This is a genomic window from Ornithinibacillus massiliensis, assembly GCF_018310345.1.
Taxonomy (GTDB): Bacteria; Bacillota; Bacilli; order Bacillales; family Amphibacillaceae; genus Ornithinibacillus; species Ornithinibacillus massiliensis.
In genome coordinates this window covers 649,986-672,423 of record NZ_JAGXBY010000002.1, presented here as the reverse complement: position 1 = coordinate 672,423, position 22,438 = coordinate 649,986, and the positions used below count along the sequence as shown (strand labels likewise).

The window sequence follows — 22,438 nt, the reverse complement described above, 5'->3', positions numbered from 1 at the left end:
ACCTCGCTCCGGAAATATACTTCGCTTTCACTTCCAGTACAGGGGCGACATCTGATCGAAAAGACCATCGCAGTGTCTACCTTGCCGTCGGGCGGCTGGTGAGCCTCCTCAGAGCTAAAGCTCTTCCGGGGTCTCAACCGTGCCCTATCCTCCCACTGGAGTCTCCGTATATTTACGGGGCTAATGTGGTTGTTCGTATTTTATTACCTTTGTTTTCGTTATGTCCCAACCTCTATAGTTCGGTTTTCTTTTTTGTTAAATTCTTCTCCCTGGAAGATACTTTTTACTGGAGAAGATGAAACGAAGGACATAAAGAAATAGCCGACAGGAAAAAGACCTGTCAGCTATTTCTTTTCTTATATACCTGCTATTTTTAATGCGAAGTCACAAATGAAGAGTAAAGAGATAACCATAATAGCAGCAGATAATTCTTTTTGTTTACCTAAAGCAAGCTTAACAATTGGATAGGCGATAAATCCAAATGCCATACCGTCAGCAATACTATACGTAAACGGAATCATGACAATAATTAAGAATGCTGGAATAGCCTCTGAAATATTATCTAAAGGAATGTGACGAATATTTTGTACCATCAGAAAGCCTACTATGATTAAGATAGGACTAATTGCTACATTGGGAATCATGGTAATCCAAGGTATTATGAAGATAGTAGCTAGAAATAATAAGCTAGCAATTATCGCCGTCATTCCTGTTTTACCTTTAGAAGCAATAACGGCAGCATTTTCAGCTGCAGAAACAGTTGGCGATGTCCCTAAGAAAGCACTTGCTATTGATGAGATAGCAGTCGTTTTATAACCTTTTTGATACGCGCTCTCTCCACGCTTTAACATCGCTAGCTGCCCATTCAGTAGTCCCATATTCTCGAAAATCAATATCATAGCTAGCGGAAATACTGCTAGCCAAAATGAAAGTTCATTTATGGCTGAAAAAGATGGCATAAACACTACGTTACTACTTACATGATCCATCGTCGTACCAGATTCTATAATGCCAAAACAGTAAGCTAATATCGTACCAATTACCATCGTAATCAGAAAATTAGCTGGTACATTTTTAACAAATAAAAATATCGCGATAAATAATGTTAGGATACTAACTAGAATAGTTGGTGAGCTAAAATCACTGATTGATATAATGGTACTTTCACCATTCGTTATCAAACCACTTTTTTCAAGTCCAATTAATATAAGGAATAGCCCTAACCCAACACTTATACCGTGTTTTAACGAATCTGGTATAGCTTCTTTTAGGAGCAGCCCTAATTTGGTAAATGCTGTTACTAAGAAAAGCAAGGATGCTACTAATACGACAGCGAGCCCTTCTTGGAAGGTTAGTCCATTTCCTTGAATAATGGAATAGGCGAATAAAGCATTAATTCCCATACCAGGTATTAGAATTAGTGGTAATCTGCCATATAACCCCATAATCAAGGTGCCGACAAAGCTTGCTAAAATCGTAGCCATCATACCAGCTTCTACTGATATTCCGGCTTCACTAAGAATAGATCCGTTTACAACAACAATATACACTGTTGTTAGATAACCGATAATACCAGCGATAATTTCATTCCGATATGTTTTCTTTGTATACTTGGAAAATATAGGCATGTAAATTCCTAATTTCTTCGTATCCCTCTCCCACCCGATTATAAAATAATTATGTTATTCTATAATCCACAAATGATTATTATAATAGTTTTTGTTATAATTTACAATAGATGTTTAAATTGATAAGAGTATGAAGGCGGTGTCAAGATGAAATACAATTCTGTTTTTGATATTATTGGTCCAGTTATGGTTGGGCCATCAAGTTCGCATACTGCAGGCGCTGCACGTATTGGGTTGGCTGCCCGTAATTTGTTTGGAAAACAACCGAAATGGGCTAAAATATACTTATATGGCTCTTTTGCCAAAACCTATCAAGGGCATGGAACTGACTTTGCTTTAGCTGGTGGATTATTGGGATTTGAGACAGATGATATACGTATGAGAGATGCATTGAATATAGCGAAGGACGAAGGAATTAAAATAGAGTTTATTGAAGATAGTGCAAAAACAGACCATCCTAATACTGTTCGTATGGTCATTGGAGATGAAGAAGAACAATTAGAGATAGTTGGGATATCCATTGGTGGAGGAAAGGTCGAAATTACAGAACTAAATGGCTTTGAATTAAGGTTATCTGGTAATCATCCAGCTGTACTTATTATGCATAATGATAGATTTGGAGCCATTGCATCGGTAACCAAAATATTAGCGAAGCATGAAATTAACATTGGCCATATGGAAGTTAATCGTAAGGATGTCGGCAAAGAAGCATTAATGGTTATTGAGGTTGACCAAAATGTTGAAGATGAAATTCTATTAGAATTAGAAAAGGCTGACCACATTATTCAAATTGCAAAAATCGTTAGCTAAAGGGGAGAAGTACCATGTTCCGAACTGTTGCGGAATTAGTAGAAATTGCTGAGAAAGAAAATATGTTAATTTCTGAAGTGATGATCCGTCAAGAGATGGATGTTAAAAATAAAACACGTGAAGAAGTATTTGCAGAAATGGAAAAGAACCTGCAAGTGATGGAAAAAGCGATAGAAGATAGCTTAAAAGGGGTTCAATCAGTAACTGGTCTAACCGGTGGGGACGCTGTTAAAGTTCAAACCTATATGCGAGAGAAGACACCATTATCTGGACATTTAATGCTAGATGCGGTTAGTAAAGCAATGGGAACGAATGAAGTGAACGCTGCAATGGGTGTGATATGTGCTACGCCAACTGCTGGTAGTGCAGGTTGTGTTCCGGGGACATTATTTGCTGTTAAAGAACAACTGAACCCAACACGTGAGCAAATGATTCGCTATTTATTTACGGCAGGGGCATTCGGATTAGTTGTTGCGAATAATGCATTTATTTCTGGCGCAGCAGGCGGATGTCAAGCAGAAGTAGGTTCTGCTGGCGCCATGGCTTCCGCTGCGATTGTAGAAATGGCAGGTGGTTCCCCACAGCAATCGGCAGATGCATTTGCCATGACATTAAAAAACATGTTAGGACTTGTATGTGATCCAGTTGCTGGACTTGTTGAAGTTCCATGTGTAAAGCGGAATGCGGGAGGTGCTTCTTTAGCAATTGTCTCTGCTGACTTGGCCTTAGCTGGAGTGACAAGCCGTATCCCATGTGATGAAGTAATCGGCGCGATGTATCGGATTGGAAGACAAATGCCTGTAAGTTTACGAGAAACCGGTGAGGGTGGTTTAGCTGATACACCAACAGGTAGATTTTTAAAAGAAAAGATTTTTGGCTAATGAACATGTTCTATAATGAGCATTTTGTGTAAGATAATTTTTTAATTCTAGAAATATGTGAAGAAGATTTTCTAGAAGGTCTGTTTAGAAAGAGTGATAAATTATGCTAGATTATTCTGTATCCGAAGTAAAGGGAATAGGAGAGAAATTTGCAGAGGATTTAATGGCATTAAATATTCATACAGTGGAGGATCTTTTGCTGTATTTTCCTTCAAGATATGATGTTTTAGAAATTCTTCCGCTTAGTGAATTAATTCATGAGGATAAAGTAACGATTGAGGGAAGGGTACTAAATACCCCTTCTCTTTCCTATTTTGGAAGAAAAAAATCCCGCCTTTCGTTTAATGTTGAGGTAGAAAATATTGCCGTTAAGGTAGTGATGTTTAACCGGGCGTTCGCGAAGAAGCAACTTAATGTAGGGGATATCGTTACATTAACCGGTAAGTGGGATGCCCATCGTTTACAAATAACGGTCAGTAACTATCAAAAAGGCTCCATGGAAAAATCCTCCGATATACAACCTATTTATTCTGTTAGAGGCGATGTAACAAGTTTTCGACTTAAAAAGGCTATTCAACAAGCTATCCAAGATTTCGGAGACAAAGTGGAAGAGATTTTTCCTCCTGATATGATAACAGCCTATAAGATCCCGACACGTAACCATGCGATTAAAACCATGCATTTCCCCGAAAGTCGAACCGCTTTAAAGCATGCAAGAAGAAGATTTACGTATGAAGAATTTCTATTATTTCAATTGAAAATACAGCTATTACGAAAACGACGTAGAGAGGCTTCCATGGGGAATGCACAACATTATGATGAGGCTAAAGTGGCAAATTTCATTAAAGGATTCCCGTTTTCTTTAACCAATGCACAAACTAAATCATTAAATCAAATTTTATCGGATATGAAATCTCCCTATCGAATGAATCGATTACTACAAGGGGATGTTGGATCAGGGAAAACAGCTGTAGCTGCTATTGGACTCTATGCTACCATTACGGCAACTAAGCAAGGTGCCTTAATGGTCCCGACAGAAATATTAGCAGAACAGCATTACCAATCTCTAAAGGAAATGTTTGGAGAGCTGGCAAGAGTAGAGCTACTTACGGGATCGGTAAAAGGGAAGAAGCGAAAAGAGATTTTAGCAGATCTACAAAATCACCAAGTTGATATACTAGTAGGTACCCATGCACTAATCCAGGATGAGGTGCATTTTGCTGATTTAGGTCTTGTTGTAGTAGATGAACAGCATCGATTTGGGGTTGAGCAAAGACGAGCACTCTCTAGTAAAGGATTACACCCGGATGTGTTGTTTATGACTGCTACTCCAATCCCACGGACACTTGCTATTACGGCGTTTGGTGATATGGATGTGTCGGTCATTGATGAAATGCCTGCTGGGCGAAAGGAAATAGAAACCTATTGGACGAAGGCAAATACGTTCGATCGTGTACTAGGATTTATAGAAAACCATATTAAAGCTGGTGAACAAGCCTACATCATTTGTCCGCTTATTGAAGAGTCAGACAAACTAGATATTCAGGATGCTGTTGATTTATACAATCAATTAGTTGATTTTTATCCACCATCTATACGTGTCGGACTGATGCATGGGAGATTGCATCCAACCGAAAAGGATCAAGTGATGAAAGAATTTGCAGCTAATGAAGTTCAAGTACTCGTTTCTACCACGGTGGTAGAAGTAGGTGTTAATGTGCCAAATGCGACCATTATGGTCATTTATGACGCGGAACGATTTGGACTATCGCAATTACATCAATTACGAGGAAGAGTTGGTAGAGGAGATAAGCAAAGCTATTGTATTCTAATTGCTGACCCGAAAAGTGAGACAGGTAAAGAGCGAATGCGGATTATGACCGAAACGAATAATGGTTTCGAGTTATCAGAGCAGGATTTAAAATTACGTGGTCCAGGGGATTTCTTTGGAACGAAGCAGAGTGGAATACCAGATTTTAAAGTGGCAGATATGATTCATGATTATCGAGCACTTGAAACGGCGAGAAATGATGCTGCAGAAATTATCCAATTTAACTTATTGGAGGAAGACCCTAAATACGTTAAATTAAGGAATTTTCTAGATAATGAAGGGGTATTTGATAGAGTGCTTGACTAACTCTTACTTGCATAATTTCATCATGTAATATATATTACTATTAGTACCAAGTCATAATAGCAACAATTATTACCCTAAAATATAGAAAAGTGGATGGTGCTTTGATGAGGATACCGAAAGTAAAGAGACAAGAAAAATTAAAAGAAACAATTGAAGAGACTCCATTTATAACCGATGAGGAATTGGCAAAAAAATTTGATGTAAGTATTCAAACTATCCGTCTTGACCGAATGGAATTATCCATTCCAGAGTTAAGGGAAAGAATAAAAACAGTAGCAAAGCATCAGTGGAATGAAACCGTCAGATCTTTGCCACTAGAAGATGTTATTGGGGAAATTATCGACTTAGAGTTAGATAATCGAGCAATCTCGATTTTAGATATAGGACGAGAACATGTTTTTACAAGAAATAATATTGCAAGAGGACATCATTTGTTTGCACAGGCTAATTCATTGGCTGTTGCAGTTATGAATGATGAGCTTGCCCTAACAGCAAAATCTGTCCTTAACTTTAAGAGACAGGTTCGACAAGGGGAAAGAGTCGTCGCGAAAGCCTTTGTACAAGGTACAGATGAAAAAGGGCTAACGTTAGTACAGGTTGATAGTTTTGTAGATAGTGAAAAAGTCTTTTCTGGCGAATTCCATATGTATCGGTCAACCGATAAAAAGGAGAATAACCTATGAGAATTGCAATTGACGCTATGGGAGGCGATCATGCACCGAAAGAAATCGTATTAGGTGCAATGGATGCTGTCCAAGATATAAAGAACTTACAGATTACATTGGTTGGTGATGAGGAAAAAATCAATCAGTACTTAACGAACTCAGAACGAATTGAGATTTTACATACAGATGAAGTTATTACTGGAGATGATGAGCCAGTTCGCGCGGTAAGAAGAAAGAAAAATTCATCTATGGTAAAGGCAGCGGCTGAAGTGAAAGAGGGACGAGCAGATGCATGTATATCTGCTGGTAATACGGGTGCCTTAATGAGTGCAGGTCTGTTTGTTATCGGAAGAATACCTGGGATAGATCGTCCGGCATTAAGTCCGACCCTGCCGACATTAGAAGGGGAAGGCTTCTTAATGTTGGATGTCGGTGCAAATGTGGATGCAAAGCCAAACCATTTGCTGCAGTACGCGATTATGGGTTCAGTTTACGCTGAAAAGGTACGTTCGATAAAAAATCCACGAGTTGGCTTATTAAACATTGGTACTGAAGATGGAAAAGGGAACGAGCTAACGAAGAAAGCATTCGAATTAATGAAAAAAGCCCCGATTAACTTTGTTGGTAATGTGGAAGCAAGGGACTTATTAAACGGAGTCGCAGATGTAGTCATTACTGATGGCTTTAGTGGAAATGTTGCATTAAAGACGATTGAAGGAACAGCTTCTGTACTATTTTCTATGATTAAAGAAACCTTTATGTCCTCACTTAAAACAAAGCTAGCGGCAGGCTTAGTGAAAAAGGACTTAAAAGGATTAAAAGATAAACTAGATTATTCTGAGTATGGTGGGGCAGCATTATTTGGATTAGCAGCTCCTGTTGTAAAGGCACATGGTTCTTCTAACCACCGAGCAATCTATAGTGCCATAAAGCAGACCTGCCATATGGTCGACCACCATGTCATAGAGACCATTAAAGAAACAGTGGAGTCGATGCAAGTGGATGAGGAGGAAACAGAATGAAAAAAGTAGCATTTATGTTCCCAGGACAAGGATCGCAAACGGTTGGTATGGGGAAGGAAATTCATGATGCGTATGAGAGTGTTCAAAACCTATATACAAAAGCTAATGAAGTATTAGGGAAAGATTTACGTTCTTTGATGTTTGAAGGACCGTCAGAGAAGTTGACTGAAACAGAAAATGCACAACCTGCTTTATTACTTTCTAGTATCGCACTACAGAATTTACTAGAACAAGAGGGAATTCAATCATCTATGGTAGTCGGGCACAGTCTTGGAGAGTATAGTGCTTTAGTAGCTGCTAAAGCAATGACACTAGAAGAAGCTCTGCCATTAGTTAGCACACGTGGTCGCTTAATGGAACAAGCATTTCCAAAAGGGCAAGGGACCATGGCAGCCGTGTTAGGTTTATCGGTAGAGACGATCCAAGAAGTAGTTGATTCGATTACGGAAGAGATTGTGGACGTTGCGAACATCAATTGTCCAGGACAGATTGTTATTTCTGGTTCTGTTGCAGGAATCGAGGAAGCAAGTAACAAGTTAAAAGAAAAAGGCGCTAAACGGGTAATCCCGCTAAATGTCAGTGGTCCATTTCATTCAAGATTAATGGAAGCAGCTAATAATGATTTTGCGACATACTTGAACCAAGTGAACATAAAGAATGCCGAGATTCCTGTCTATGCAAATGTTACAGCAAATCCTGTTAATGACCAAAACGAAATAAAGGAATTACTTTTAAAACAGCTATATTCACCAGTTCGCTTTGAGGAATCGATTCGAAATATGATGCAAACCGATGTTGAGGCATTTGTAGAAGTAGGAACTGGAAAAGTACTTAGTGGATTAGTAAAGAAAATCGATCGAAAAGCTACGATATTTACTGTTCAAGACCAAGCATCTTTAAATGATTTTATTACATGGTATCGAGGTGAAGCGTAATGTTACAAGGGAAAACGGCAATCATCACAGGTGGTTCAAGAGGAATCGGAAGAGCTATAGCATTAGAATTAGCGGAAAAGGGTGCTAATGTGGTCGTAAACTATGCTGGTAATGAGGCAAAGGCACAGGCTGTTGTTGAGGAAGTCATCGCATTAGGTGCTAACGCAATAAAATTCCAAGCGGATGTTGCAGATGAAGAACAAGTAAAAGATATGATAAAATTAACCATCGAAACATTTGGTAGTGTTGATATTCTTGTAAATAATGCTGGGATTACAAAAGACAATTTACTAATGAGAATGAAAGAGTCTGAATTTGACCAAGTTATTAATACAAATTTAAAAGGTGTCTTTGTTTGCACGAAGTCTGTAACACGTCAAATGATGAAGCAACGTTCTGGTAGAATTATTAATGTGGCATCTATTGTAGGTGTAAGTGGTAATCCTGGCCAAGCAAATTATGTAGCTGCTAAAGCGGGTGTCATTGGACTAACGAAAACGACGGCTAAGGAACTAGCTAGTCGTAATATATTAGTAAATGCAGTAGCTCCTGGTTTTATATCAACGGATATGACGGATGCATTAACAGAGGAACAAACTGAAGGTATGCTAAGTATGATTCCTCTCGCAAAACTTGGCGAACCGGAAGATGTTGCTAAAGTAGTACGCTTTCTAGCATCTGATGATGCAAACTATATTACAGGACAGACCATTCATATCGATGGCGGTATGGTCATGTAATCGGTATAATACTTTGAAGGGAGGTGAACGTTAATGGCAGACGTATTTGAAAAGGTAAAAGAAATTATTGTTGATAAACTTGATGTAGAAGAGTCAAAAGTAACAATGGAAGCATCTTTTAAAGATGATTTAGAAGCAGATTCATTAGACGTAGTTGAGCTTGTAATGGAGCTTGAAGACGAATTCGATATGGAAATTGCTGATGAAGAAGCAGAAAAAATTAACACTGTTGGTGATGCTGTAAATTACATAAAGGATTTACAGGGCTAATATAATACATGTTTAAGGTCTCGCTAATGCGAGACTTTTCTATATATCAACAAGAGGTGGCAAGTATCTATGGATCGAAAAAAGTTAGAACAGATGCTTCAAATAGAATTTCAAAATATTGATGTAATCAGGCAAGCATTTACCCATTCATCTTATGTGAATGAGCATCGTGACATAAACACTTCTGATAATGAACGTTTAGAGTTTTTGGGGGATGCAGTTTTAGAACTCGGAGTTTCACAATACTTATATCGAAAATATCCTCAAATGCCTGAAGGGGAAATGACTAAATTACGTGCTGCTATTGTTTGTGAACCTTCATTGGAAACGTTTGCACGTAGCTTAAATTTTGGTGATCATATCCTTTTAGGTAAGGGAGAAGAGATGACGGGTGGAAGAAACCGTCCCGCTTTATTGGCAGATGTTTTTGAAGCTTTTTTAGGGGCTTTGTATTTAGATAAAGGATTTGACACAGCCTTACATTTTCTAGAAAAACACGTATTTCCTAAAATTGACACTGGTGCTTTTTCGCATGGGATGGATTATAAGAGTAAGCTTCAGGAGATAGTTCAGCAAGACAAAAATCAAACCATCGAATATCAAATTATAGAGGAAAAAGGTCCTTCACATAATAAAGAGTTTGTAGCAGAGCTGCGTATTAATGATAAAGTACTTGGCTCGGGGATCGGCCGTACCAAAAAGGAAGCAGAGCAGCGTGCAGCAAAAAATGCGCTAGATCAACTTGGAGTATAAAAAGAGGTTGCCCTACTTTAGAATGTCCTGTTATAAAGGTTACATTTCAATGTAGGGCAACCCCTTTTTTATGTACCATTTTATAGTCTTACTTTTCTAAGTTCCTCAATGAAGGCCTGGGTTTCTAATGCGGATAGATTCCCTTTCTTAACAACCATATCATACATAAATTTAATATCCTCATATTTTGAAAGGTCATAGTCCTCAGGGTCAAATAAAGAGCGATTCACTACGGATAAGTGATCTGCTAATTCGTTTAAAAGGTATGTAAGATTTTCAATTGTAGGGTTTTTTAAATTCATTTTCCACCTCTATGGTTAATAATAATGTGTTGATATGTTATGTACACTTCTTTTGTTTCCGTCTTTATGATAAAATAAATGCATTAAAAAGCCAATCCATATGGTTTATTATACTATATGCTAATGGAATCTTACCTTGTTAACCGTCTATATGCTCAATAGTTATGTCTCATATTAATTGAGGTATACTAGACACAGTTCATAGGATAATTATTATAGTGATAGTTTAACATATCATGGTAAAAAGAGAAAAAGGGAAAATGGAATCGAGCTTACATATTTTGGAGAGATTCGTTTCCGGTAGGAGAATGTTTATGTTTTTGAAACGTTTAGAAAGTGTTGGATTTAAATCTTTTGCAGAACGGATAAATGTTGACTTTGTGCCAGGGGTTACCGCGGTTGTTGGCCCTAATGGGAGTGGCAAAAGTAATATTACCGATGCTATCCGTTGGGTATTAGGGGAGCAGTCTGCAAAGTCACTACGTGGTTCAAAAATGGAAGATATTATTTTCCAAGGTAGTGATACTAGAAAACCGTTAAATATAGCAGAAGTAACGCTAGTACTTGATAATAGTGATCAAGCTCTACCGCTTGATTACGAAGAAGTTAGTGTAACAAGACGAGTTTATCGTTCTGGCGAAAGCGAATTTTATATTAATAAACAATCTTGTCGATTAAAGGATATCGTAGACTTATTTCTTGATTCTGGCTTAGGAAAAGAAGCTTTTTCTATTATAAGTCAAGGGAAAGTAGAGGAAATTTTAAGCTCTAAAGCAGAAGAAAGACGGACCATTTTTGAAGAAGCAGCTGGTGTGCTTAAATATAAACAACGTAAAAAGAAGGCAGAATATAAACTTGCCGAAACACAAGAAAATTTAAACCGCGTAGAAGATATTATATATGAAATAGAGAATCAGCTAGAGCCCTTACAAAGGCAAGCAGAAACAGCAAAAGAATATTTAAAGCAAAAGGATTTACTAAAAACTCAAGAAATATCGTTATTAATCACGGAAATCGAATTATTACATGAAGAATGGCAAGAGCTTTTAAAAGAAATAGACGCTGAAAAGTTGGATGAGATTGCCCTCAAAACACAAATTCAGAAGAAAGAAGCTAGCTTGGCTTCTGCTCGTGAAGAAGTAGAGCGGATGGATGATCAGATTAATGAATTACAAGAACGCCTACTGACAACGACCCAGCAGCTGGAACAATATGAGGGAAGGAAACAAGTATTCCACGAGCGTACAAAGCATTTCTCAGAAAATAAAGAAAAGCTAGTAATGCAGAAGCGTGAAGCAGAGGAACAGATAACCAATTTAGAGTCTGAGCTATTAGAGGAAACAGAGAAATTAGCTACGCTTCAAGAAGAGAAGAAAAAAACGAAAAAACTAGTTGAAGAGTTAAAGACAAGGTTAACAACAGATAAAGATAGTCTAGTTGATCAAATCGAAGAGCTTAAATCGGAATATATCGAATTCCTTAATAAGCAGGCAGCCAAGAGAAATGAAAGGCAATCAATTGCACAACAAGTACAGCAAATTAATGCCAAAAAAGATAAGCAAGCTGATAAGTTCCAGGATTTAATTGATCTAAGAGAAAGTTATTCGGAGCAATTACAGACACTCCATCAATTGGTAGAATCCTCAGAGGCTGAATATCGTCACGAAGAGGAGTCATTACGAAATTTAAAGAAAGAAATTGAAACTAAGCGTGATAAGTACCAGGAATCACAAACAAAACTATATCAAGGCTATCAATATATTGAAAAATTAAAATCGAAAAAAGAAATGCTTGAAGATATGAAAGAAGATTTTCAAGGGTTCTTTCAAGGTGTTAAAGCAGTTTTGAAGGCTAGAGAAGATGGGAATTTATCTGCAATTCATGGAGCTGTCATTGAGCTCATGGACGTTCCGAAGGCGTATATTACCGCAATCGAAACTGTACTTGGTGGGCAAGCGCAGCATATTGTTGTGCAAAATGATGCTTCAGCAAGACAGGCAATTTCTTGGTTAAAGCAAACAAATAATGGGCGAGCAACGTTTTTACCATTAGAATCCATTCAACCAAGATATATACCGCAAGATATATTGAATCAAATTAGAACACATTCAGGATTTGTTGGGATAGCAGGACAATTGGTAACAACGAACCCCTCTTATCAAAAAGCAATAGACCATTTAATGGGGCATGTTGTGATTGCAAAAACTCTAAAAGATGCGAACGAAATTGCCCGTATGGTTATGCGAAAGTATCGAATTGTTACCCTTGAGGGGGATGTTGTAAACCCTGGTGGATCAATGTCTGGTGGTGCACAAAAGAAAACAAATTCGTCCCTTTTCACCAGAGAAAAGGATCTCCAGGAGCTTACGGAAAAGCTACAGGATTATGAACTTAAGGCGCAAGATTTTGAACGACAAGTTAAGATGCAAAAGCAATTATTGGCAGATCTAGAACAGCAACTGAACCTAAGGGAACAAAGCCTTAGTGAAAAACAACAAGTGTTACAAGAGGCAAAATCGAATCACAAGGAAATAGAATTAAAGCTTGCATCTCTTTCAGAAAATCTTTCTGTATATGATCAGGATAAACAACAGTATGACCGGGATTTAGCTGAATTGGAGAACCGTGATCAAGAGTTGCGTTCAGAACTTATAGCGATTGAAGAAAGCTTACAATCCTTCCAAGCGCAAATTGATATGTTGTCCAAGCAGGAACTAGAATTAAAGGAAAATCAAGATCAAATACAACAAGACTATCATCACTATCAAGTTCTACTTGCTGAACAAGAAGAACGTGTAAAAAACCAACAAGAGAAGTCCAATATTCTGAAAGAACGATTAACAGAACTAACAGAGCGTTTTACCAAAATTGCTGAAGAGTTAGAAGAGCTTATCAGTATTTCACAATCGAATGAGACAGAAGAGGAAATCAATGAAAAATTAATAGAGAAAAGCAAAGAAAAAGAAGCTATAACGTTATCGATTCAAGAGATGCGTTCAGATAGAATGGTTCGTACACAGCGAATGCAGGATGAAGAACGAGAATTAAAAGAAGAAAGCAAGAAACATCATGGCCTATTACAGCATATTCAACAAAAGGAAGTAAAAGCAAATCGTATTGATGTGGAACTTGAAAATCGTTTATCTTTATTACAAACAGAGTATATGATGACATATGAAAGAGCGAAAAAAGAATTCGAGAAGGTTGAGAATGTCGAAGAAGCGAAGCATAATGTAAGTGAAATTAAAGCGAGACTTGAGCGCTTAGGTAATGTTAATATCGGAGCAATCGATGAATATGATCGTATTTCTGAGCGATATACATTCCTAACGGATCAACGAAATGATTTAGTTGAAGCAAAGCAAACCTTATTTGCTGTTATTAAAGAAATGGACGAAGAGATGGAACACTTATTTAGTACAACCTTTGGACAAATAAAAGATGAATTTGCCATTGTATTTAAAGAACTTTTCGGTGGTGGTCATGCCGAGTTAAAGCTTACCGACCCGAAAAATTTATTAGATACAGGTGTTGACATTATTGCACAACCACCAGGTAAGAAGCTTCAAAATTTAGGACTGCTCTCCGGTGGAGAACGTGCACTAACCGCTATCGCATTGTTATTTGCTATCTTAAGGGTACGTCCAGTACCGTTTTGTGTCCTGGATGAAGTGGAAGCGGCCCTTGATGAAGCAAATGTTGTCCGTTTCGCAAAATATGTTAAACATTATAGTGAGAATACACAGTTTATCGTCATTACACACCGACAAGGTACTATGGAACAGGCAGATGTATTATATGGGGTAACGATGCAAGAATCTGGAGTGTCCCGACTAGTATCCGTGCGTTTAGAAGAAACGAAAGAGCTTATACAATCATAAAGGGGTGTCATATACATGGGCTTTTTACAAAAGTTAAAAAATAAATTTAAACAAGATAATCAAGAAGAAGTCTCGACTAAGTATAAAGAAGGAATGGAGAAAACGAGAAAGTCATTCTCTGGTAGAATCAATGATTTAATAGCACGGTATCGTAAGGTAGATGAAGATTTTTTTGAAGAATTAGAAGAGGTATTAATCACTGCCGATGTCGGTGTTATGACCGTTATGGATTTAATTGAAGAGCTAAAATTCGAAGTACAACGTCGTAATATTAAAGATACAGAAGAAGTAAAGGAAGTTATCTCAGAGAAATTAGTCGATATTTATTATGGCGATGATGATCAAGAAATTGAGACATTAAATATACAAAAAGAAGGACTTTCTGTCGTTTTAGTAGTTGGTGTTAATGGAGTAGGGAAAACAACCTCGATTGGTAAATTAGCACATAAATTGAAAGCAGAAGGAAAAAACGTCATGCTTGCCGCTGGAGATACATTCCGAGCAGGGGCGATAGAACAGTTAGAGGTCTGGGGAGATCGTGCAGGTGTTGATGTAATCAAGCAATCTGCTGGAAGTGACCCGGCAGCAGTTATTTTTGATGCAATAAAAGCGGCTAAATCTAGAGATGTTGATGTGCTATTATGTGATACAGCAGGTAGGCTACAAAATAAGGTCAACCTGATGAACGAATTATCGAAAGTTAAACGAGTAATAGAAAGAGAAATTCCAGGAGCTCCCCATGAAGTGCTTTTAGTATTGGACGCAACAACCGGTCAAAATGCACTTAGTCAGGCAAAGACTTTTTCAGAAGCTACAGATGTTAGTGGGATTGTGCTAACAAAACTAGATGGAACTGCTAAAGGTGGTATTGTTCTTGCAATTAGGCATGAACTTCACATACCCGTAAAGTTTGTTGGACTTGGAGAAAAAGCAGAAGACTTACAAAAGTTTGATGCAAATGCATTTGTATATGGGTTATTTGCTGATATTTTAGATGAATCAAACGAGGATTAGAACGGTCTTCTACTTGCAAAAGGTTCATCTGTTCGTTAAGATAAAATGTAAAGGTAATTCACTTAACAAGGGGTGATGAAATGCTCGAGAAAACGACAAGAATGAATTATTTATTAGATTTTTACCAAGCATTACTGACACCCAAGCAACGTAGCTATATGGAAATGTACTATCTTGAGGACTATTCGTTGGGGGAAATATCAGAAGAAGCAAATGTTTCCAGGCAAGCAGTATATGATAATATTAAGCGTACTGAAGCAATGCTAGAGTCCTATGAAGAGAAACTACATTTGTATGAAAAGTTTGAGCAAAGAATGAAGATCATCCAGCAAATAGAAAGCTATATATCAGATATAGAAGATGATAAGCTTCATCAGTATATGAACCAATTAAAAGACTTAGATTAGGGGGACACCTTCTATGGCATTCGAAGGATTAGCCGAGCGCCTACAAAGTACGATAAAGAAAATTACCGGAAAAGGGAAAGTTTCTGAACAAGACGTTAAAGAAATGACCCGTGAAATTCGCTTAGCACTATTGGAAGCAGATGTTAACTTTAAAGTGGTCAAGGATTTAATTAAACGTATTAAAGAACGTGCAGTGGGGCAAGAGGTAATGGAGAGCCTTACACCTGGCCAACAGGTTATTAAGGTAGTGAAAGAAGAATTAACCGAGCTTATGGGAGGCGAGCAAAGTAAAATAGCCGTAAGTGACCGTCCACCAACCGTCATCATGATGGTTGGATTACAGGGTGCTGGTAAAACAACGACAACAGGAAAACTAGCGAACCTATTAAGAAAAAAACATAATCGCTCGCCATTATTAGTTGCCTGTGATGTGTATCGACCTGCTGCAATTAAACAATTGGAAACACTTGGCGGACAGCTAGATATGCCGGTCTTCTCTATGGGGACAGAAGCAAAACCAGTTGATATCGCTAAGAAGGCAATTGAAAAGGCTAAAGAGGAACACCGTGATTATGTGCTGATTGACACGGCTGGTAGACTTCATGTAGACACGGAGTTAATGGGTGAATTAGATGAAATTAAAGCCGCTGTTAAACCAGATGAAATCTTCCTAGTTGTAGACGCAATGACTGGTCAAGACGCTGTGAATGTAGCAGAGAGCTTTAACGACCAGTTAGATGTTACCGGTGTTGTTTTAACGAAACTAGACGGTGATACTCGTGGTGGTGCTGCACTTTCCATTAGAGCAGTTACAGGTAAAGCAATTAAATTTGCCGGTATGGGTGAAAAGCTGGATCAATTAGAGCCATTTCATCCAGAACGTATGGCATCACGTATATTAGGAATGGGTGATGTGCTAACACTAATTGAGAAGGCACAAGCATCAGTAGATGAAAAGCAAGCAAAAGCGTTAGAAGAAAAAATGAGAAATGCAAGCTTTACATTTGATGACTTTTTAGAGCAGATGGGTCAAGTGAAGCAAATGGGTCCACTTGATGATTTATTAGCGATGATACCTGGAGCTAATAAAATGAAGGGTCTTAAAAATGTACAAATCGATGATAAGCAGCTTGTCCATGTAGAGGCAATCATTAAGTCCATGACAAAGAAAGAACGTCAGGATCCAAGTATAATGAATGCCAGCCGTAAGAAAAGAATTGCCAAAGGCTCTGGTACATCTGTATCTCAAGTAAACAGGCTATTAAAGCAATTTGACGAGATGAAAAAAATGATGAAACAGATGACGAATATGCAAAAAGGAAAGAAAGGAAAAGGATTTAAGCTTCCTTTCAATCCGTTTTAAAATTTAGAAATACCCTTGATTTATAAGTGGTTTTCAACTATTATAATAGATGTAATGTAAAAACACTTTACAGACTTTCAAGTTTTTGATAAAATCAATTCTTGTGAAGAACATATTAATGGAGGTGCAAGTAATGGCAGTAAAAATTCGTTTAAAACGTATGGGTTCTAAAAGAAATCCTTTTTATCGTATTGTAGTAGCAGATTCTCGTTCTCCTCGTGACGGACGTTCTATTGAGCAAATTGGAACTTATAATCCTGTAGTTGATCCAATTGAAGTTAAAATAGATGAAGCAAAAGCACTTGACTGGATGGCAAAAGGCGCTAAGCCAAGCGATACAGTACGTAACTTATTCTCAAAAGAAGGCATCATGAAGAAATTCCACGAACAAAAAACTAACAAGTAAAGTAGTGTGATATCATGAAAGCCCTAATAGAGTCGATTGTTACACCATTAGTTGATTACCCTGAGGATGTTAAGGTAACGGAAAGAGAAGAGGACAGCAAGATTGTTTATCATCTTACCGTGAATCAGCATGACGTCGGCAAGGTAATTGGTAAGAATGGACGTATTGCAAAAGCGATTCGTACAGTGGTTTATGCAGCTAAGTCTGATGCTAATAAACGAATCTATTTAGATATCATGTGAGGGAAAGGGAAACCTTTCCCTTTTTTAGCAGATTGGGAACAAAGTGTACCCAAATCAATATAAGCATTATTTGCGTAGAGGATAAGCAGAGACAGTTTTTCTAATACATTCACAAGAAACTAGCTTCTTTCAATCATTTTAGCCTTAGAAATAATAAATACTTTTTGAAGGTGCACGGATTAGTTCCATTACACCATACTCGAAGGGAAATACTAGGAGTATATTTGGTAAGAGAATAACAGACGAATGGACACCAATAAAAGGGAAGGTTGAGGCGAGAAATAACGTGAATATCATAAAAAAGGTTGTCATAAAACAAGTAATCACGGATAAAAGTAAAGCAGCTTTAAAAGAAAAATTTATGAAACATAAAATGCGACTTGAACAAGAGTGTCAACAATTGTTATTCGAACAACGAAAACTACAAAATAAAAAAAGCTTGTCTAAACAGGAATTCCAAGATCGATTCCAGCAAGAGATAAAAAATAGAAAAGAAAAAATAAAGCTAGTAGAGTTTAAAATAGAGCAATTGGAAATGCTAGAAATTGGAAGCGAGATTGTTGAAGGTGAAGTTGAAGCTCTTGTTGAGGTGAAGGTTGGCACGCATTGGAATGAAATTATGGAACAAACAGCCATTATTATTAAAGACGGCGTTGTCGTCAGAATAGATAACTAGCAGCAGGTGAGAGATATGGAAGAAAAAATGTTTACAGTAGGAAAAATAATTAATACACATGGTATCCGTGGAGATTTAAAAGTCCTTCGAGTAAGTGATTTTGATGATCGATTTAAGGTTGGGAACTTGCTATATTTAGTTACGAATCAAAAAGTCATTCGCGAATTAGAAATTGATGGACATCGAATTCATAAAGGTTTTGATTTAATTCATTTTAAAGGCTTAGATAATATTAATGATGTCGAGCACTTTAAAGGCTCAACCTTGAAAATCAAGGAGTCTCAGCTTACTGAATTAGATGAAAATGAATACTATTATCATGAAATCATAGGATGTGAAGTATTCACTACGGATGGAGATAGTATAGGGAAAGTGAAAGAAATACTAGCTCCAGGTGCAAATGATGTATGGGTGGTAAAGCAACCAAAGGGAAAAGATATTTTAATTCCATATATAGAAGAAGTGGTAATTGAAATTGATGTAGATCATAAACGAATTATGATAGAACCTATGGAAGGATTGCTTGATTAATGCAAATTGATATTCTAACTTTATTTCCTGAAATGATTGAAAGTGTATTTAATACTTCCATCTTAAAAAAAGCACAGGAAAAAGAAAAGTTTCATTATAATCTCATAAACTTCCGTGATTATACGGAAAACAAACATAATAAAGTAGATGATTATCCTTACGGTGGCGGAGCTGGTATGGTATTATCTCCTCAACCTATATTTGATGCGGTAGAAGCGGCCACAAAGGATAAAGTAGCTAAACCACGAGTTGTTTTAATGTGCCCTCAAGGTGAGCGATATACACAGAAAAAAGCCGAGGAATTAGCAAAGGAAGAACATTTAGTTATTATTTGTGGACATTATGAAGGGTATGATGAGCGAATACGAGAGCATCTTGTTACGGATGAGATTTCGATAGGCGATTATATTTTAACTGGCGGAGAATTAGGGGCAATGGTTGTTGTAGATAGTGTGGTACGACTTTTGCCAGATGTTTTAGGTAACCAAGAATCAGCACCGCAGGATTCTTATTCAACAGGACTTCTCGAACATCCACACTATACAAGACCAGCCGATTTTAGAGGTATGAAAGTTCCAGAAGTACTTACTTCAGGAGACCATGCTAAAATAGAAGCCTGGCGAAAAGCCGAATCTCTAAAAAGAACCTATGAGCGACGAAAGGATTTGCTAGAAAATTATCCACTAACCGAGGAAGATAAGAAGATTCTAGAGAATTTTAAAAACCGAACGTAACAGAACATCAATGCTCTAATTTTCATGTAGCATACAGGAATAGGACGATCTATCCGCATCGTAATAGTTAAATATTATGTGTCCATGAAACAAAATCTACTTGCAAAGTAGAACATTCAGCTATGCTACTATAGTAAACTCGGGTAGCAGTAGGTGGAGCATGATTATTTTTATGATTAACTAGTTGAAGTCTATCTCGTATTATGATATATTAATTATTGTGCTTAAGTACGATTAAGTACGTATAAACGATGTTCCGCTGTTACCAATTGGAAATAAGAGCATTGGTTTGGAAGGAGTTGAACAGGATGCAAAAATTAATCGAAGAAATCACACAAGATCAGCTTCGTAACGATCATCCTGATTTCCGCCCAGGAGATACTGTAAAGGTTCACGTTAAAGTTGTCGAAGGCAGCCGTGAACGTATTCAGGTATACGAAGGTGTCGTTATTAAACGTCAAAACGGTGGAATCAGCGAGACATTTACAGTAAGAAAGATTTCTTATGGTGTAGGTGTAGAACGTACTTTCCCAGTACATTCACCTCGTATTGATAAAATCGAAGTTACACGTCGCGGTATCGTACGTCGTGCTAAACTTTACTATCTTCGTAATCTACGCGGAAAAGCAGCACGTATTAAAGAACGTCGATAAGACTAGAAATCAAAAAAAGCATTTAGAAAGGAGCTTGGTATTTTATTCAAGCTCCTTTTTACATAATATAATAAAAACAGAATTGCTACATGGTAATAACGAGTACAATATTGTAGGTTTCGGAGGTTGAATTATGGCTAAAAAGGGTAAAAGTGAGTGGCTAGATTGGATAAAAGCACTATTGATCGCATTCGGATTAGCCTTTCTTGTCAGAACCTTTTTATTCACACCCATTATCGTCGATGGTCCTTCTATGCAGCCAACATTACATGATCGAGATCAAATGATTGTGAATAAGTTTTTGTATAACTTTAACGAACCAGAACGATTTGACATTGTCGTATTTCATGCTAATGACCAAAAGGATTTTATCAAACGTGTTATTGCATTACCTGGAGAGCATGTAGCATATAAAGATAATATATTATATATAAATGGTCAACCTATTGAAGAAAACTTCCTTCATGATAAGGAAGTCTGGACATATAACTTTGAGCTAGAGGAATTAACAGGTAATTATAGTACCGTTCCAGAAGGGTATGTATTCGTATTAGGTGATAACCGTACAAACTCAACAGATAGCCGCATACTTGGTCCAATACCAATGGATCAAATAGTTGGGAAAGCAAGTGTTATTTATTGGCCATTCGATAGATTTGAATTCATAGGAGAGTAGACTAGCTATGACAATACAATGGTTTCCCGGCCATATGGCCAAAGCAAGAAGAGAAATAGAGGAAAAGCTTAAACTCGTTGATTTTGTAATGGAGCTTGTAGATGCGCGTGCACCACTATCTTCACAAAATCCAATGCTGCAGCAAGTATTACAAAGCAAAGAGAAAATGGTTTTATTAATGAAACGAGATTTAGCGGATTCGAAAGTAACAAATGAATGGATAGACTATTTTAAAGAACGTGGCATACCTGCATTAGCAGTTAATGTTAATGACAAAGCTGATATCAATCGAGTTATTCAGTTAGCAAAAGAACTAGGACAGAAAAAGCTTGAGAAATTAATAAAAAAAGGAATTAAACCTCGGCCGGCTAGAGCGATGATAGTAGGGATACCAAATGTTGGTAAATCAACTTTAATAAACCGACTTGCCAAGAAAAAAATTGCTAAAGTTGGTGACCGACCTGGCGTAACAAAACAGCAGCTATGGATCAAAGTGAAAAAGGAATTTGAACTATTGGATACGCCTGGTATTCTTTGGCCCAAATTTGAAGACCAAACTGTCGGATATCGACTAGCAGCAATTGGAACGATAAAAGATCAATTACTTTCCTTACAGGATATTGTGGCTTTCGTTATCAATTATTTACAAGAATATTACCCTAATTCGTTAGAAGAGCGTTATCAAATTGAGCAGACGGAAGATGACATGTTGGAAATTTTTATGAAAATTGGTAAGCTAAGAGGTGCTCTTGAAAGTGGTGGTAATGTCAATTTCGATAAGGTTTCGGATATTGTTATCCGTGATTTAAGAACGGGTCGTCTTGGTATGATTACACTAGAACGACCAACAGAGGAAGCATAAAGACATACATCAAGTTGATGGATGTCTTTTATTTTTTTTGGTACATGCCGATATAAAGGGAAGAAGGATAGGTGTTACAATGGGGAAACAATCAATAAATGAAATAAAAGTATTACTTCAAGAGGACAAGCTTTCAGATGCTGAGATAATGTTACTTCAATCGGATACACGTAAAGGTGTACAACAACTCATAAAAACGTATGAAAAAAGAAAACGGAATGAAGCAGCACTAGTGCAGGCCTATGAGGAGATGTGTACATATGAAAGAAAATGTTATCAAGTTGGTAAGAAATTAGTAGCTGGTATTGATGAAGCAGGTCGGGGGCCTTTAGCAGGTCCGGTGGTTGCCGCTGCCGTTATTTTACCCGTGGATTTTAAATTACTCGGTCTCAATGACTCTAAACAATTGAATGAAGCTAAACGAGAAGAATACTTTGAGGTTATTCGGGAAAAAGCAATCTCCTATGGGATATCCATCATTGATAGTCAAACAATAGATCAAATTAATATTCTAGAAGCGACCAAATTGGCGATGAAGAATGCACTATTACAGTTGAATCCTTATCCTCAGCATGTATTGATTGATGCGGTTAAATTAGATGATTTACCTTATAGTTCCGAAGCAATCATTAAGGGAGATGCAAAAAGTATATCGATTGCCGCAGCTAGTGTGCTTGCTAAAGTAACCCGTGATAGACTGATGAAGGAAATACATAACGAGTTTCCGATGTATGATTTCCGCTCCAATATGGGATATGGAACCCGTGAACATATGGTGAATTTAGTACAATATGGGCCATCGCCATACCATCGTAAATCATTTGCACCAGTTAAAGAGAATATAAAGTGA

General features: G+C 37.4%; 24 protein-coding genes. 22 read left to right on the top strand and 2 right to left on the bottom strand.

Going from position 1 to position 22,438, the window contains the following annotated elements; all coding sequences use genetic code 11:
• Positions 1-356: 356 nt before the first annotated feature.
• A complete protein-coding gene (locus KGF86_RS07700) occupies positions 357-1,628 on the bottom strand; it encodes an NCS2 family permease (protein ID WP_211741501.1) in 1,272 nt (423 codons plus the stop codon).
• A 147-nt stretch (positions 1,629-1,775) separates the two neighbouring features.
• Here KGF86_RS07700 and sdaAB point away from each other — a divergent pair, with 147 nt between their 5' ends.
• From sdaAB to rnc, 9 genes are all read left to right on the top strand, one after another.
• Positions 1,776-2,438, top strand: coding sequence for an L-serine ammonia-lyase, iron-sulfur-dependent subunit beta (sdaAB, locus tag KGF86_RS07695; protein WP_211741500.1), 663 nt, complete (start codon positions 1,776-1,778; stop codon positions 2,436-2,438).
• 14 nt (positions 2,439-2,452) lie between these two features.
• Entirely contained in the window at positions 2,453-3,319 is an 867-nt protein-coding gene (gene sdaAA, locus KGF86_RS07690) for an L-serine ammonia-lyase, iron-sulfur-dependent, subunit alpha (protein ID WP_211741499.1), read from the top strand.
• 103 nt (positions 3,320-3,422) lie between these two features.
• Entirely contained in the window at positions 3,423-5,456 is a 2,034-nt protein-coding gene (gene recG, locus KGF86_RS07685; protein WP_211741498.1) for an ATP-dependent DNA helicase RecG, read from the top strand.
• A gap of 104 nt (positions 5,457-5,560) precedes the next feature.
• Positions 5,561-6,139 carry a transcription factor FapR gene (gene fapR / locus KGF86_RS07680; protein ID WP_211741497.1) on the top strand — a complete coding sequence of 193 codons (579 nt, stop codon included), beginning with the start codon at positions 5,561-5,563 and terminating at the stop codon, positions 6,137-6,139.
• The gene (gene plsX, locus KGF86_RS07675; protein WP_186868639.1) at positions 6,136-7,143 is read left to right on the top strand and encodes a phosphate acyltransferase PlsX; all 1,008 of its coding nucleotides are present in this window, start codon (positions 6,136-6,138) and stop codon (positions 7,141-7,143) included. The genes fapR and plsX overlap by 4 nt, the downstream gene beginning before the upstream one ends.
• Entirely contained in the window at positions 7,140-8,078 is a 939-nt protein-coding gene (fabD, locus tag KGF86_RS07670) for an ACP S-malonyltransferase (RefSeq protein WP_211741496.1), read from the top strand. The genes plsX and fabD overlap by 4 nt, the downstream gene beginning before the upstream one ends.
• The gene (gene fabG / locus KGF86_RS07665; protein ID WP_186868641.1) at positions 8,078-8,818 is read left to right on the top strand and encodes a 3-oxoacyl-[acyl-carrier-protein] reductase; all 741 of its coding nucleotides are present in this window, start codon (positions 8,078-8,080) and stop codon (positions 8,816-8,818) included. Before fabD ends, fabG begins: the two co-directional genes overlap by 1 nt.
• Positions 8,819-8,851: 33 nt before the next feature.
• On the top strand, positions 8,852-9,088 hold the full coding sequence (acpP, locus tag KGF86_RS07660; protein WP_186868642.1) for an acyl carrier protein: 237 nt from the start codon (positions 8,852-8,854) through the stop codon (positions 9,086-9,088).
• 69 nt (positions 9,089-9,157) lie between these two features.
• A complete protein-coding gene (gene rnc / locus KGF86_RS07655) occupies positions 9,158-9,841 on the top strand; it encodes a ribonuclease III (RefSeq protein ID WP_186868643.1) in 684 nt (227 codons plus the stop codon).
• Positions 9,842-9,921: 80 nt separating this feature from the next.
• Here the strand turns inward: rnc and KGF86_RS07650 are convergent, their stop codons facing one another.
• Positions 9,922-10,143 (bottom strand): DUF1128 domain-containing protein, encoded by a 222-nt coding sequence (locus KGF86_RS07650; RefSeq protein WP_186868644.1) that lies wholly within the window; start codon positions 10,141-10,143, stop codon positions 9,922-9,924.
• 314 nt (positions 10,144-10,457) lie between these two features.
• Between KGF86_RS07650 and smc the strand changes: the two genes are divergently transcribed.
• From smc to KGF86_RS07585, 13 genes are all read left to right on the top strand, one after another.
• The gene (smc, locus tag KGF86_RS07645; protein ID WP_186868645.1) at positions 10,458-14,024 is read left to right on the top strand and encodes a chromosome segregation protein SMC; all 3,567 of its coding nucleotides are present in this window, start codon (positions 10,458-10,460) and stop codon (positions 14,022-14,024) included.
• A gap of 15 nt (positions 14,025-14,039) precedes the next feature.
• Complete coding sequence (ftsY, locus tag KGF86_RS07640) at positions 14,040-15,038, top strand: signal recognition particle-docking protein FtsY (protein ID WP_186868646.1); 999 nt, start codon at positions 14,040-14,042, stop codon at positions 15,036-15,038.
• Between the two features lie 80 nt (positions 15,039-15,118).
• Complete coding sequence (locus tag KGF86_RS07635; protein WP_186868647.1) at positions 15,119-15,445, top strand: putative DNA-binding protein; 327 nt, start codon at positions 15,119-15,121, stop codon at positions 15,443-15,445.
• Between the two features lie 13 nt (positions 15,446-15,458).
• Positions 15,459-16,808, top strand: a complete 1,350-nt coding sequence (gene ffh, locus KGF86_RS07630) for a signal recognition particle protein (RefSeq protein ID WP_186868648.1) — start codon at positions 15,459-15,461, stop codon at positions 16,806-16,808.
• A 133-nt stretch (positions 16,809-16,941) separates the two neighbouring features.
• Positions 16,942-17,214: a 30S ribosomal protein S16 gene (gene rpsP / locus KGF86_RS07625; RefSeq protein ID WP_186868649.1), complete on the top strand. Its 273-nt coding sequence runs from the start codon at positions 16,942-16,944 to the stop codon at positions 17,212-17,214.
• Between the two features lie 14 nt (positions 17,215-17,228).
• A complete protein-coding gene (locus KGF86_RS07620) occupies positions 17,229-17,456 on the top strand; it encodes a KH domain-containing protein (protein WP_186868650.1) in 228 nt (75 codons plus the stop codon).
• Between the two features lie 286 nt (positions 17,457-17,742).
• The gene (locus KGF86_RS07615) at positions 17,743-18,132 is read left to right on the top strand and encodes a YlqD family protein (RefSeq protein WP_186868651.1); all 390 of its coding nucleotides are present in this window, start codon (positions 17,743-17,745) and stop codon (positions 18,130-18,132) included.
• Positions 18,133-18,147: 15 nt separating this feature from the next.
• Entirely contained in the window at positions 18,148-18,663 is a 516-nt protein-coding gene (gene rimM / locus KGF86_RS07610) for a ribosome maturation factor RimM (protein ID WP_186868652.1), read from the top strand.
• Positions 18,663-19,397: a tRNA (guanosine(37)-N1)-methyltransferase TrmD gene (gene trmD, locus KGF86_RS07605; RefSeq protein WP_186868653.1), complete on the top strand. Its 735-nt coding sequence runs from the start codon at positions 18,663-18,665 to the stop codon at positions 19,395-19,397. The genes rimM and trmD overlap by 1 nt, the downstream gene beginning before the upstream one ends.
• Before the next feature lie 308 nt (positions 19,398-19,705).
• The gene (gene rplS / locus KGF86_RS07600; RefSeq protein WP_186868821.1) at positions 19,706-20,050 is read left to right on the top strand and encodes a 50S ribosomal protein L19; all 345 of its coding nucleotides are present in this window, start codon (positions 19,706-19,708) and stop codon (positions 20,048-20,050) included.
• A gap of 133 nt (positions 20,051-20,183) precedes the next feature.
• Positions 20,184-20,726: a signal peptidase I gene (gene lepB, locus KGF86_RS07595; RefSeq protein WP_211741495.1), complete on the top strand. Its 543-nt coding sequence runs from the start codon at positions 20,184-20,186 to the stop codon at positions 20,724-20,726.
• Between the two features lie 7 nt (positions 20,727-20,733).
• A complete protein-coding gene (gene ylqF, locus KGF86_RS07590) occupies positions 20,734-21,588 on the top strand; it encodes a ribosome biogenesis GTPase YlqF (protein ID WP_211741494.1) in 855 nt (284 codons plus the stop codon).
• Between the two features lie 79 nt (positions 21,589-21,667).
• Positions 21,668-22,438 carry a ribonuclease HII gene (locus KGF86_RS07585; protein WP_186868656.1) on the top strand — a complete coding sequence of 257 codons (771 nt, stop codon included), beginning with the start codon at positions 21,668-21,670 and terminating at the stop codon, positions 22,436-22,438.

Excerpts from the sequence above, each read along its gene's own strand:
- KGF86_RS07700 (WP_211741501.1), bottom strand. The coding sequence starts at position 1,628 with ATGCCTATATTTTCCAAGTATACAAAGAAAACATATCGGAATGAAATT.
- sdaAB (WP_211741500.1), top strand. The coding sequence starts at position 1,776 with ATGAAATACAATTCTGTTTTTGATATTATTGGTCCAGTTATGGTTGGG.
- sdaAA (WP_211741499.1), top strand. The coding sequence starts at position 2,453 with ATGTTCCGAACTGTTGCGGAATTAGTAGAAATTGCTGAGAAAGAAAAT.
- recG (WP_211741498.1), top strand. The coding sequence starts at position 3,423 with ATGCTAGATTATTCTGTATCCGAAGTAAAGGGAATAGGAGAGAAATTT.
- fapR (WP_211741497.1), top strand. The coding sequence starts at position 5,561 with ATGAGGATACCGAAAGTAAAGAGACAAGAAAAATTAAAAGAAACAATT.
- plsX (WP_186868639.1), top strand. The coding sequence starts at position 6,136 with ATGAGAATTGCAATTGACGCTATGGGAGGCGATCATGCACCGAAAGAA.
- fabD (WP_211741496.1), top strand. The coding sequence starts at position 7,140 with ATGAAAAAAGTAGCATTTATGTTCCCAGGACAAGGATCGCAAACGGTT.
- fabG (WP_186868641.1), top strand. The coding sequence starts at position 8,078 with ATGTTACAAGGGAAAACGGCAATCATCACAGGTGGTTCAAGAGGAATC.
- acpP (WP_186868642.1), top strand. The coding sequence starts at position 8,852 with ATGGCAGACGTATTTGAAAAGGTAAAAGAAATTATTGTTGATAAACTT.
- rnc (WP_186868643.1), top strand. The coding sequence starts at position 9,158 with ATGGATCGAAAAAAGTTAGAACAGATGCTTCAAATAGAATTTCAAAAT.
- KGF86_RS07650 (WP_186868644.1), bottom strand. The coding sequence starts at position 10,143 with ATGAATTTAAAAAACCCTACAATTGAAAATCTTACATACCTTTTAAAC.
- smc (WP_186868645.1), top strand. The coding sequence starts at position 10,458 with ATGTTTTTGAAACGTTTAGAAAGTGTTGGATTTAAATCTTTTGCAGAA.
- ftsY (WP_186868646.1), top strand. The coding sequence starts at position 14,040 with ATGGGCTTTTTACAAAAGTTAAAAAATAAATTTAAACAAGATAATCAA.
- KGF86_RS07635 (WP_186868647.1), top strand. The coding sequence starts at position 15,119 with ATGCTCGAGAAAACGACAAGAATGAATTATTTATTAGATTTTTACCAA.
- ffh (WP_186868648.1), top strand. The coding sequence starts at position 15,459 with ATGGCATTCGAAGGATTAGCCGAGCGCCTACAAAGTACGATAAAGAAA.
- rpsP (WP_186868649.1), top strand. The coding sequence starts at position 16,942 with ATGGCAGTAAAAATTCGTTTAAAACGTATGGGTTCTAAAAGAAATCCT.
- KGF86_RS07620 (WP_186868650.1), top strand. The coding sequence starts at position 17,229 with ATGAAAGCCCTAATAGAGTCGATTGTTACACCATTAGTTGATTACCCT.
- rimM (WP_186868652.1), top strand. The coding sequence starts at position 18,148 with ATGGAAGAAAAAATGTTTACAGTAGGAAAAATAATTAATACACATGGT.
- trmD (WP_186868653.1), top strand. The coding sequence starts at position 18,663 with ATGCAAATTGATATTCTAACTTTATTTCCTGAAATGATTGAAAGTGTA.
- rplS (WP_186868821.1), top strand. The coding sequence starts at position 19,706 with ATGCAAAAATTAATCGAAGAAATCACACAAGATCAGCTTCGTAACGAT.
- lepB (WP_211741495.1), top strand. The coding sequence starts at position 20,184 with ATGGCTAAAAAGGGTAAAAGTGAGTGGCTAGATTGGATAAAAGCACTA.
- ylqF (WP_211741494.1), top strand. The coding sequence starts at position 20,734 with ATGACAATACAATGGTTTCCCGGCCATATGGCCAAAGCAAGAAGAGAA.
- KGF86_RS07585 (WP_186868656.1), top strand. The coding sequence starts at position 21,668 with ATGGGGAAACAATCAATAAATGAAATAAAAGTATTACTTCAAGAGGAC.